Here is an 11553-nt window from a genome sequence, read left to right on the forward strand (position 1 = left end):
GATTGATTGTAAACAGAAAGCAATTAATTTCGTATTTTCCTTTTTTCTCCCTCCTGTTTTCAAAATGGATGTCAGCGCTTACTCGTTCAATGAACGAATTTGCTTTTTTATTTTATACTTTGAAAGGCTATTTATCTACTATTTTTTTCAAAAAATATACACTTTTTTACTTTTTTAGTATAGATAGAAGGTGTAGTGAGAAATGCATGTGACCCAACAAATTGATATTTACTTTAAGAAAGCTACATACTAGCCTTTTCTCTTTTTTCGTATATGTTTACTAACTCGATCGAAACTATTTTTTCGTAGTAAAATTTATCAGTACGACTAAATTCAAGTTCTTCTGCAATCTCCGCATTTGAAGTTCCTATAATAACAGTATCTTCTCCTTTACTGCCAACGACTTCAAATTCATGTCCTTTATATTCTGCAACTGAATAGATATAAAAAACATCTGTAATCTCAGATTCATTTATTTTCTTTTCATATACGCCCTCGGCATACTTTTTAAATCCTTTTTTTACATCCTGGTCGTCATTACTTATCAGGAATAATTCATTTTTCCTAGTCCTGACAATTCTGTATTCCTTGCCGTTATAGGTAGCATACTGATCTTTTCGATACATTTTATCATTCATCTCCCTTCATTATTGAGCCTTTTTCCATTGTCTAGAGGCTGGTTGTTTTCTTTTTATTTTTCTAACGAGACTTCTCAATTCATTACCCGTCTTAAAAATTCCATTTAGTAGTTTCACTGTTTGATAGCAAGCGAAGACATCAAGTTGCTCATCGTCTGTATGTTCATTCCTATATCCCGCTGATAAATTTACGCTTTGAATACCATGTTCAGCCCAAATTCTTGTATCACTACTTCCACCCGCTGTTGTTGCCCAACTACTTAACCCCTCTCTATACGCCACTTTTTCGAAAAAAGAACCGTATTCAGGATGGCAAAAAGAAATATACCCTCCACATGAAGTTACGATATCACCACTACCTCTGCGGTCAACAACAACTGCGGCATCTGTCCCCCAAAGAAAATAATCATCTACTCGTCTAGCACCGACTAATCCGTTCTCTTCCTCTACTGTAAAAATGACCTTGACTTTGCCACTGAAAGGAGAATGCAAAAGCTGTTCCATTACCCAGAGGATTATAGCTATCCCAGCTCGATCATCAGCACCTAATATTCCCTTACTACTAGACCAAATGGGTCCGTTCTTTACAATTTTTCGATTCTTTTCGAGTTCGCAGACAATATCCAGGTGGGCATTCAACAAGATGGTCGGACCATTACCACCACGATACGTTTTTTCAGCCAATACATTTCCGGCATGGTCTATAGTCAAATAATCTACCAAAGGAGAAAGTTTATCTATCGTAAATTGTCTAACTTTGTATTCATTGCCGCTCTCACCTGGAATCATTAATAATTCCTCAACTAACTTACAGAACAATTGTTCTTTCAAGAGATCAACATCATTTCCGAGCCAGCTTTCATCGATTTGGCCCATTTTTTCTGCGACATCGAGGAGCCCATTTTTCGATTGAGGGAATTTAAAAAGGTAATAATTTCGATGTTCGCGGCAATGAACCCGTCTGATATCAAGTGCGAGAAACACATCATTTAACATTTCAATCTGACATTCTTTTGTAAGCATCACATAGGGAGCTCTTCTATCGTGACCATCACAGGACCCTGTTGTATAGAAACCAAGGCGATTCAGCTGCCGAACCACTCCACTAATATATAAATCTAGCTCTTGAACCTTCGGATCCGCGAGGCCAGGTTGAAACCATAAACCTTCACCCCGGCCACGAGACGGGTAATCGATAGACTCAATCCAACTCTCCTCTTCTATTGCATTCTCGAGGAGGGTTAATACACGCTGATGATAAACATAAGGTATTTCCGCACGTCCAAGACATTCAAATAAAAACTGAAGATTGTTTTCTGTTTCAAATTCACAATTAAACTGATTTTCTGCTTCCTCTACCAATAACCATCCATGACGAATAAACAATTGATTCCATGTTTTCATTGTATCATCTCCCTTTCATTTCTATCCATATTATCCCATAGGAGCTGTGACACCTTTGTCACAGCCGCAACCTTGATAAAGGAATCAGCTCGCCTCGTTCCCTTACCTTTCCACTACATACGTTAAACCCTTTTGTAAAAGTGCTGATTACATCTCCTCTTCAAAAGGCCTCATTCCAAATTTCGATTCCAAATCATCTACTAGTTTTTGATAGTAAGAGCTACTCACAACTCCTTTTGAACCACGAAGAATTTCCATCATATATTTTTCTGGAGGCGCTAGCTCCTCCTCTTTATCGATAACTAAAAACGTGAGCACATTGCTGTATGTCTTATCCTCGATTTTGACATCAATAAAAGCAGGTCGATAGATACCAATATTTACTCCTTCTCTTCGGAATAAATAGGTTAATGTAGCCCGATTGATAAGATATACCTTGCCTTCAGCACTTTCTGTCGACTCAATCAAATCTGCTCTTCCGCCATCATGTGCTTTACGGGTAAAAGCTAATGAAAAGTCCTTCGCGATACCACGTCCTATTACTCTTTCAAACTGGTTTGCGATACCCGCTTGTTGGAAGCGTTCAGTATCCATACAGGATCCATATGCAAAGTAATAGAGTTCCTCCTGCTTTAGATAGCAATAGCATTTCCAATCACCGTATTTTATTTCATCAAGTTTAGTAGGAATCGATGATGGGTATACATATACATACGCTTCGAACGTGTCGTAATCAGTGTGAACCACTTGAGTTATCCGCTCATAATGATTGTCCTCACCTTCACCTCGATATCCTTCTAATTGATCAAGACGGTGTAGCTGTTGAGAAGTTACTTCATACAATTCTCCATACACTCGTTTAGCACTGTTTTGAATCATCGCCGGATAACCAAATCCTGTGTCATAAAGGATTCCGTTTGTCCAGCATTGTCGGCTCAAACACCTTGCATCTTTAATTAAATAGTGGTTCGTTTCATGCTGTCGCAAAGTACCATAAACAAACACTTTTGTAAGCTTCTTCATTTTTATCTTCTCCTTTCAAGCTAACTTGCTATGAGTTTACGATGTTCACTGTGACACTCTTGTCACAGGACATGGATTGGAAAAATAACTACCACGTAACCAACGTGAATCTACTGCGCGATTTGCCCATCTTTCCACGTACTCTCTTTCGGCATCCGTTAAATATTCGGTTTTACGTGTGTGAATGTGACCGGAGTGAACTTCGAAATAACCATTTTCATAAAGATGGTCACAGCCAAAGACACATGCTGGCATCACAATATATGGATCTTTCCTTTCCTCCTCTGTACAATTCGCACGTTTTTTCTTATGTGCGGCTACAAGTGAATGACACGAAAAAGTCCGCCCACAAATTGCACATTCCTCTGTCACTTTATCTTTAAACAACCAATCTCGTAAAAGGGATTGCTCTTGACGTTGTTTAACCTCTCTTGTCACATCTGTTTCTAGAATTGACTCTAACTTTTCCCTATAGATTTGATATCGATCTTTAGGAGAAAATTGGTCAATTAGAATAAGTTGATAATTTCCCCTCCCACGTGACTTATCCACATATAAGAACGGACAATGATATAACTTCTGCTTACGGTATGCTTCTTCGTGACCCATTTTTTCAAGATAGACATTAAGCTCCGAGAACGAACCGTTAGTTTTATTGTTATTTTTAAAATAATCATATATATCTTGTTCAATTGCTGTAAGCTCTCTTTTTTCCATAACGATAGTTGCGTATTCGCCTTCGATTTCTACATACGATGAATTCATGAGATAGTCTTTAATAATCGCAACGGAAGGAATTCGTTTCTGTAAACTTCTTTTACTGATATCAGAATGGACAGTATTTGCTAGGATATCAGTTTGAACTTTATCTGTAATATTCAACACTTTTCCTAACGCATTCATAAGTACATTTGAGCGTTCCTCGAATAAATACCACATATTGTTTTTGTCTATTGATTCATAAAATACCTTTGCAGACTTGTCATTCACAATTAGCGATTGATACAAGGACATGTTATTTCCTTGAAGCCAACTGTTCATTGAAACCACATCAAGGAAGTTCACCATACCGTGTATTCCAGGCAACGATTTAAGTATTCTCTTCTTTTCAACCACCTCTGGATGTATTTCATTTTTTATAAAAAGAAGCTTTTCATTTTGGAGATAATCCATTTCTGAAGCCTGGGTTAATCCTAGGTTGTAGAGGTTGTAATTTTGACAGTGTCCAAGCCTTTGAATCAACCGGAATAAACCTCTGATATGGACTTGCCCATTTACTAAACCCTGCTTGTGCAATTGCTCAAGCACATCGTCCACATAGACTACCTCATGTTGCTCGATAAGCTCGCTCATCATTTTAATAATGTTCAAGTCACCATCCTGAATTCTATTAAAGAAGCGATTTGCAATAATTTGTTGAATTCTTTGTCTAGATACGCCGAATTCCTCACTAACGGAATCATAAGTTGGATATGTCTGTGTACCTAAGCCAAAATACGTTTGAACAATTAAAATGTCACGTTCAAGAGTTGCGAGATATCGTGTGTTCACTTTCTTCATAAATTGTTGTATTTGATTTCGTAGCATCAACATCATCTCCCTTGTTTTCTGTTGAATACAGTATATAAAATCAGCTGTGACACCTCTGTCACAACAAAAAAAAGCCTCTGGATTAATCCAGAAGCAGGTCAGTACTTACATCGCGTTGATGCTTAAACATTCGGTATGGGTGTGGCGAGTTCCATCTATACCCACCATCAATCGTTTCAATACAATTAAGAATCGGATTTATTCGTTCTACTCTTTCACGTAATCGGGAGATACTACGCCTTAATGCAGCCTGTGGATCTCGAGAGTGCCGATACATTCTCTGAATAATATCTTCACGTCGAACCCCTTCAGGATGCCGCATTAAATACTCAAGTAATGGAATTTGTAACGTTGGGATTGTATCCTCATTTCCATTAATAGCTAGTGTAGCATCGTTCATCGTACGTTGATTGAAGATAATGATATTCTTATTTTCGAAGAGGTCTGATAACTCCTCGTATTCACGTTCAGAAATGTCACTAAATTCAATCCCGTTTACAATCATTTGGTAAGGCTTTTCCTCTGTTCGACCAGATTCCTTCAGTTCCTTTAACAGGGACTTCATTTCCCCAAACAATTCAAGGTCTTCAGAAGGAATTTGCTCAACCCTTCCGAGGGTTTCATTTACAATAAATTGCGTTCCTTTTATTATGTAATAATGTGCTTTTAATTTTTGCTCTTTCTGAAGTTGATTACGAGTCTGCCTTGGACGACAATGTAGTGCAGACTGGAAGGATTCAATTGATTTCGTCCATTTTTCCTGATAAAAATATAGAAAACCTAATCGGTAAAACGCCCTTGCATTCTCTGTGTCAATTCTAGTTACCTGTTTAAACCTCGTGATCGCTCTTTCATACGAGTGCTGACGAAGCTTCAAATCTTCCCCTTGTATCAGCAATAAATAAGCGAGCGTTTCCTTATAGACAATTTCATTCTGATTCAATCTTGAGAGATTTTTAAAAATCTCTACACCCTCGGTGACCCAACTAAAATTTGACTCATCCTCAAGACTCCACCAATCTTCTTCCTTTTCTAGAAGTTCATCCTCTGAAAGATTTGACATTCTAATCATCAAAAAATCCCCTCGCCAGTCATTTTATCACGGTCTCACCTATTGTTAATACATTTAATTGTTCCTTCGGTAGCTCGCGTTTTTCCCATTCGCGTATTAGGCGATCCAATGCTTCGGGGCCTGTGTCGTCTGCCAAACGGTATGCACCATAATGCATGGGCACGAATAGTTTCGCCTTTAACTCGATAAATGCCTTCACGCTATCTTCGGGAGAAATGTGGGAGTCGGCCATGAACCATTCCGGCTCATAAGCGCCAATTGGCATAAATACAACATCAATCGAAAATCGTTCTGCTATTTCCTTGAACCCGGAGAAGTAGCCGGTATCACCGACAAAATAAAACGTTTCGGCAGCATGTTGAAAAATCCATCCACCCCAATGGGACGTGTTCATGTCGTTAAGCGTTCTTCTTGTCCAGTGTTGAGCAGGTACAAAGTGGATGTTAATACCTTCGTAGTCAGCTTTTTCCCACCAACTCAGTTCTGTAACATTCTGATACCCTTTCTTGTTAAAAAGGGACTTCATTCCAATCGGCACAAAATAGTGTGGGTTTCCTTTTAATTTTTTCAGTGTCGGAAAGTCCAGATGGTCATAATGGCCATGTGATATCACCACAACATCAATCTCAGGCAACTCCTCCAACGGTATTCCCGGTTGTGTTAAACGCTTCTGAAAACCCATTCGCTTCGCCCATACCGGATCAGTGAGGATGTTAACTCCATTAAGTTGAAGCAAAAAGGTAGAATGACCAATCCATGTGTATGAAGTTCGATTTCTATTTTCCTGTATCTCCTGGATTCTCTTCGTTTGGCATTGTGCAATATTTTTCGATAAATCCTTCACCTTACTACGTCTTTCCTTCTGCCACTTCCGCATATCACCTAACGATTTCTTATTCGTCACATCATTTAAATTACTATACCTTGTCCTCATGAACGTACCCTTGGGACAAAGGGACAGGTCCCTCGTCCCAATCCTTTCTAGTTGAGTTGCATCTTATTTATATTCTCTTTCGGAATTCCAGCTTCTATATAACTCCTTACTAATTTCCACTGAATTGAGCTAACTTTTTTAAAGGTTTGGAAAAATAGATTGGCAGAATGTAATGGCTCCCCATTTATAATCATACTCGCAGAAATAATAACCAGCACCTCATCCACTCTTAATGGATTAACTGAAATAAGATTCAGCTCCCATTTGGCGTTATGTTCTCTAACAAACTTAAATCCCTGTTCCCAACCTTTTATGGATTCCTCAAACCCAAAGTCTACAATATCATTGCCTGAAATTTCTCTTCCCTTGTATTGATTTGAAATAAACCCCCTCATTTCTGTCAGTGAGGAATTAGTCCAAGCATCCAAATACGAATCGAGAAATGTTTTAAAGTGATGATCCATCGTAACCTCCTAAAGATAATATATTTATTTTAATCATTTATAGCTGCTTCTTTACTTAGATAGGAGAGTATTCCATAGGCTCCGAACAGTGTACGTACCCATTTTTCTGGTAAAAAGGAATCGCTTCGTCACTCGGCCACACAATTACAAATTCATAGTGATTCTCTTTAATCCAATCATTTATCGTACGCAACACATTACTTCCAATACCACTATTTCTATATTCTGGGATGGTGTACACATTTGTCATATATGCAAATGGGTGAGTAAGCCTTCCAGGTCTTGGAACCTTTTGGATTAATTCTATGTAAATATGGGATAAGATTTTCCCTTTATCCTCGGCAATCCAGATAAACCACTGATTGCTATTCAATGCATTCTCTAGAAATTGGTGACATTCTTTTTCAAACGTTTCATAGGATTCGTCTTTTTTGCTTTCATCAAATTCAATTGTAGTATCCCATCTCATTTTTATTAACTGGTCAATATCTATTTCCTCTGCAAGTCTTATTTTCACTTTGATTTATCCTTTCTCGTATTTTCTTGTTCCACCTTGTGTTCTGTTAACTCTTATAAAAAAAATGTAATCCTTTAATTGGTAGGTGTTCCCTGATGGAATACGATTTGCCATTTATCTTGTCTTTTTTTCCAAATAGAACTTCGTAAAGCATATTTAGTATCGTTATGTCTGAATGTTTTATAAGTTGCCAGTAAAACATCTGATGTTAACAGATTTATTTTAAAATCTGTCACTGTATATTTTATCGAATTAGTATTAATTCCTTTAACAGCAGTAAGTAATGCTTCTTTATCATATGGTTTTCCTGAACTTCCGAATTCTAAAAAGTCATCTGCTAGGAGCTCAATAAAATCGGTATATTCATACTTCATTAATCGTTTTTCTAGATTAAGAATTTGTTTTTCCAGCAATGAATACTCCATCAAACTCCTCCTTCTTCTATATATGTTTCTTTATTCTCCAAGAAGAAGCAGTTATCCTTCATTCACTATCAAAATCTAGTCTGGTATTGGAAATTCATTTTTCAACATACGAAGCCTAAAAACAAATAACGCTGAAGCTATTTAAGCCTCCAGCGTAACTGAATTTTATCTATTTATCATATCCTCAAAAAGTCCCCATCCTCACCACCTTAGTATGATGAGGGAATCCGGGGCTATAGAGAGGTCAAGCCACGTTAGTTGTAGTCGTTTTTGTTTCTCTGTTTGCACCGATTTTGAATGTTTTTCTTAGGTACGGTAACACGTAGTAGTCAGCTCCGAATTTCCCTGCGTTAGCTCCAGCTGCTAGAACAACTACTCCTAGAAGAACCATCCAAGGGTTTGTGCTCACTGTACCACCAAACATGAACATGAAGTTCATCATTAGCCCAAAGAACATTGCGGCAGTGGTTAAGCATCCAATTAGTAATCCTAATCCTACAAGGAATTCTCCCCAAGGAATCATAATGTTGATAAGTTCTACGTTTGGAACGGCAAAGCCTTCAACGAAAGCAGTGTATGTTGGATAAAGTGCAGTGCCTGTTGCTTTATCTAGTACAGGGTTTGCTACAACATTCCCAAGGAAGCCACCTGCATCAAATCCACCTGTGATTTTGCCCCATCCAGCTGTCATCCAAGTCCAACCAAGGTATACACGTAAAACTGTTAAAATAGCTGCTGCCCATCGGTTTTCTCTAATAAATGTGTTGATCATCTTGAACCCTCTCCTTAATCCTCTTTTTTATTTGTTTTATCTCTATGTCTATACTATAAATCCATGTGAACAATTTCACAATATAAATGTGAAGTATTTCACAATTTGTTCAATGATTTGTGAATGAATTGTGACGAGATAGAAAAGGAGAGAATCAATCTAAATTGGCCCAACCTAGGAAAAGCAAAAAGAACACTCGAGTGAGTGCCTTTTGTTTAAAATAAACATTCATTTATTAGTTCCTTATTTGCCAATTCGTTAATCCATTTCTCTGGGATATTTTCATAACCATAGATAATTCCAGCTAAACCTCCTGCTACTGCAGCAACAGTATCCGTGTCATTTCCAAGGTTCACAGCTTTTAATACGCAGGTAGAGTAGCTATTCGTTGTTGCTACGCACCAAAGTGCAGCCTCTAATGTATCCACAACAAAACCGCTTGATTTAATTTCAGTTTCTTGAAGTTCATGAATATAGGAAAGCCTATGGTAAGGTTCCTCTTCTTTATTGCTTTTCACCATTATACCTATGTTCTCCCCATTAATCAGTCCTTTTGCTATCTTCACATAAATAATACAGGCTTTTGTTGACCACTCATGCGCATGTGTTAAATTTGAAACCTTTCTTATTTCTTCCTCAGTACAATCTATAAACGCTAGTGGAAGGATTCTCATCAGTGACCCATTTCCATTAGCGTTTACGTCGTTTACGCCTTGACCAGTAGTTATTGCATATTGTGTCGTTCCCCCGATATCGAATACTTCATTATGTGCTGTAAAATTNTCGCAGAAATAATAACCAGCACCTCATCCACTCTTAATGGATTAACTGAAATAAGATTCAGCTCCCATTTGGCGTTATGTTCTCTAACAAACTTAAATCCCTGTTCCCAACCTTTTATGGATTCCTCAAACCCAAAGTCTACAATATCATTGCCTGAAATTTCTCTTCCCTTGTATTGATTTGAAATAAACCCCCTCATTTCTGTCAGTGAGGAATTAGTCCAAGCATCCAAATACGAATCGAGAAATGTTTTAAAGTGATGATCCATCGTAACCTCCTAAAGATAATATATTTATTTTAATCATTTATAGCTGCTTCTTTACTTAGATAGGAGAGTATTCCATAGGCTCCGAACAGTGTACGTACCCATTTTTCTGGTAAAAAGGAATCGCTTCGTCACTCGGCCACACAATTACAAATTCATAGTGATTCTCTTTAATCCAATCATTTATCGTACGCAACACATTACTTCCAATACCACTATTTCTATATTCTGGGATGGTGTACACATTTGTCATATATGCAAATGGGTGAGTAAGCCTTCCAGGTCTTGGAACCTTTTGGATTAATTCTATGTAAATATGGGATAAGATTTTCCCTTTATCCTCGGCAATCCAGATAAACCACTGATTGCTATTCAATGCATTCTCTAGAAATTGGTGACATTCTTTTTCAAACGTTTCATAGGATTCGTCTTTTTTGCTTTCATCAAATTCAATTGTAGTATCCCATCTCATTTTTATTAACTGGTCAATATCTATTTCCTCTGCAAGTCTTATTTTCACTTTGATTTATCCTTTCTCGTATTTTCTTGTTCCACCTTGTGTTCTGTTAACTCTTATAAAAAAAATGTAATCCTTTAATTGGTAGGTGTTCCCTGATGGAATACGATTTGCCATTTATCTTGTCTTTTTTTCCAAATAGAACTTCGTAAAGCATATTTAGTATCGTTATGTCTGAATGTTTTATAAGTTGCCAGTAAAACATCTGATGTTAACAGATTTATTTTAAAATCTGTCACTGTATATTTTATCGAATTAGTATTAATTCCTTTAACAGCAGTAAGTAATGCTTCTTTATCATATGGTTTTCCTGAACTTCCGAATTCTAAAAAGTCATCTGCTAGGAGCTCAATAAAATCGGTATATTCATACTTCATTAATCGTTTTTCTAGATTAAGAATTTGTTTTTCCAGCAATGAATACTCCATCAAACTCCTCCTTCTTCTATATATGTTTCTTTATTCTCCAAGAAGAAGCAGTTATCCTTCATTCACTATCAAAATCTAGTCTGGTATTGGAAATTCATTTTTCAACATACGAAGCCTAAAAACAAATAACGCTGAAGCTATTTAAGCCTCCAGCGTAACTGAATTTTATCTATTTATCATATCCTCAAAAAGTCCCCATCCTCACCACCTTAGTATGATGAGGGAATCCGGGGCTATAGAGAGGTCAAGCCACGTTAGTTGTAGTCGTTTTTGTTTCTCTGTTTGCACCGATTTTGAATGTTTTTCTTAGGTACGGTAACACGTAGTAGTCAGCTCCGAATTTCCCTGCGTTAGCTCCAGCTGCTAGAACAACTACTCCTAGAAGAACCATCCAAGGGTTTGTGCTCACTGTACCACCAAACATGAACATGAAGTTCATCATTAGCCCAAAGAACATTGCGGCAGTGGTTAAGCATCCAATTAGTAATCCTAATCCTACAAGGAATTCTCCCCAAGGAATCATAATGTTGATAAGTTCTACGTTTGGAACGGCAAAGCCTTCAACGAAAGCAGTGTATGTTGGATAAAGTGCAGTGCCTGTTGCTTTATCTAGTACAGGGTTTGCTACAACATTCCCAAGGAAGCCACCTGCATCAAATCCACCTGTGATTTTGCCCCATCCAGCTGTCATCCAAGTCCAACCAAGGTATACACGTAAAAC

General features: G+C 37.5%; 14 protein-coding genes. All 14 read right to left on the minus strand.

The annotated features are described in order from the left end of the window. Positions 1–242: 242 nt before the first annotated feature. Positions 243–638 carry a hypothetical protein gene (locus CZ490_RS06670; RefSeq protein ID WP_142255343.1) on the minus strand — a complete coding sequence of 132 codons (396 nt, stop codon included), beginning with the start codon at positions 636–638 and terminating at the stop codon, positions 243–245. Between the two features lie 9 nt (positions 639–647). Beyond that, complete coding sequence (locus CZ490_RS06675) at positions 648–2042, minus strand: M20/M25/M40 family metallo-hydrolase (protein WP_077618170.1); 1395 nt, start codon at positions 2040–2042, stop codon at positions 648–650. Between the two features lie 147 nt (positions 2043–2189). After that, positions 2190–3065 (minus strand): gamma-glutamylcyclotransferase family protein, encoded by an 876-nt coding sequence (locus tag CZ490_RS06680; protein ID WP_077618171.1) that lies wholly within the window; start codon positions 3063–3065, stop codon positions 2190–2192. Between the two features lie 45 nt (positions 3066–3110). Beyond that, positions 3111–4652 (minus strand): sigma-70 family RNA polymerase sigma factor, encoded by a 1542-nt coding sequence (locus tag CZ490_RS06685; protein ID WP_077618172.1) that lies wholly within the window; start codon positions 4650–4652, stop codon positions 3111–3113. 85 nt (positions 4653–4737) lie between these two features. Next, positions 4738–5727, minus strand: coding sequence for a hypothetical protein (locus CZ490_RS06690; RefSeq protein WP_077618173.1), 990 nt, complete (start codon positions 5725–5727; stop codon positions 4738–4740). A 19-nt stretch (positions 5728–5746) separates the two neighbouring features. Continuing rightward, complete coding sequence (locus CZ490_RS06695; protein WP_077618174.1) at positions 5747–6661, minus strand: MBL fold metallo-hydrolase; 915 nt, start codon at positions 6659–6661, stop codon at positions 5747–5749. Positions 6662–6708: 47 nt separating this feature from the next. After that, the gene (locus CZ490_RS06700; RefSeq protein ID WP_077618175.1) at positions 6709–7125 is read right to left on the minus strand and encodes a flavoprotein; all 417 of its coding nucleotides are present in this window, start codon (positions 7123–7125) and stop codon (positions 6709–6711) included. Positions 7126–7180: 55 nt separating this feature from the next. Next, positions 7181–7642 (minus strand): GNAT family N-acetyltransferase, encoded by a 462-nt coding sequence (locus tag CZ490_RS06705; RefSeq protein WP_077618176.1) that lies wholly within the window; start codon positions 7640–7642, stop codon positions 7181–7183. 74 nt (positions 7643–7716) lie between these two features. Further along, positions 7717–8067 (minus strand): nuclear transport factor 2 family protein, encoded by a 351-nt coding sequence (locus CZ490_RS06710; RefSeq protein WP_077618177.1) that lies wholly within the window; start codon positions 8065–8067, stop codon positions 7717–7719. Positions 8068–8311: 244 nt separating this feature from the next. Beyond that, complete coding sequence (locus tag CZ490_RS06715) at positions 8312–8839, minus strand: DoxX family protein (RefSeq protein ID WP_077618178.1); 528 nt, start codon at positions 8837–8839, stop codon at positions 8312–8314. A gap of 215 nt (positions 8840–9054) precedes the next feature. Next, on the minus strand, positions 9055–9591 hold the full coding sequence (locus CZ490_RS06720; protein WP_077618179.1) for an ADP-ribosylglycohydrolase family protein: 537 nt from the start codon (positions 9589–9591) through the stop codon (positions 9055–9057). A gap of 354 nt (positions 9592–9945) precedes the next feature. After that, positions 9946–10407 carry a GNAT family N-acetyltransferase gene (locus tag CZ490_RS06730; RefSeq protein WP_077618176.1) on the minus strand — a complete coding sequence of 154 codons (462 nt, stop codon included), beginning with the start codon at positions 10405–10407 and terminating at the stop codon, positions 9946–9948. 74 nt (positions 10408–10481) lie between these two features. Beyond that, a complete protein-coding gene (locus CZ490_RS06735; RefSeq protein ID WP_077618177.1) occupies positions 10482–10832 on the minus strand; it encodes a nuclear transport factor 2 family protein in 351 nt (116 codons plus the stop codon). 244 nt (positions 10833–11076) lie between these two features. After that, the coding region (locus CZ490_RS06740; protein ID WP_077618181.1) for a DoxX family membrane protein at positions 11077–11553 on the minus strand (477 nt) is incomplete at its 5' end.

Source organism: Litchfieldia sinesaloumensis, from assembly GCF_900156865.1.
In the GTDB taxonomy this organism is placed as follows: Bacteria; Bacillota; Bacilli; order Bacillales; family Bacillaceae_L; genus Ferdinandcohnia; species Ferdinandcohnia sinesaloumensis.

Excerpts from the sequence above, each read along its gene's own strand:
- CZ490_RS06715 (WP_077618178.1), bottom strand. The coding sequence starts at position 8,839 with ATGATCAACACATTTATTAGAGAAAACCGATGGGCAGCAGCTATTTTA.
- CZ490_RS06735 (WP_077618177.1), bottom strand. The coding sequence starts at position 10,832 with ATGGAGTATTCATTGCTGGAAAAACAAATTCTTAATCTAGAAAAACGA.
- CZ490_RS06710 (WP_077618177.1), bottom strand. The coding sequence starts at position 8,067 with ATGGAGTATTCATTGCTGGAAAAACAAATTCTTAATCTAGAAAAACGA.
- CZ490_RS06675 (WP_077618170.1), bottom strand. The coding sequence starts at position 2,042 with ATGAAAACATGGAATCAATTGTTTATTCGTCATGGATGGTTATTGGTA.
- CZ490_RS06690 (WP_077618173.1), bottom strand. The coding sequence starts at position 5,727 with ATGATTAGAATGTCAAATCTTTCAGAGGATGAACTTCTAGAAAAGGAA.
- CZ490_RS06680 (WP_077618171.1), bottom strand. The coding sequence starts at position 3,065 with ATGAAGAAGCTTACAAAAGTGTTTGTTTATGGTACTTTGCGACAGCAT.
- CZ490_RS06695 (WP_077618174.1), bottom strand. The coding sequence starts at position 6,661 with ATGAGGACAAGGTATAGTAATTTAAATGATGTGACGAATAAGAAATCG.
- CZ490_RS06685 (WP_077618172.1), bottom strand. The coding sequence starts at position 4,652 with ATGCTACGAAATCAAATACAACAATTTATGAAGAAAGTGAACACACGA.
- CZ490_RS06670 (WP_142255343.1), bottom strand. The coding sequence starts at position 638 with ATGAATGATAAAATGTATCGAAAAGATCAGTATGCTACCTATAACGGC.
- CZ490_RS06700 (WP_077618175.1), bottom strand. The coding sequence starts at position 7,125 with ATGGATCATCACTTTAAAACATTTCTCGATTCGTATTTGGATGCTTGG.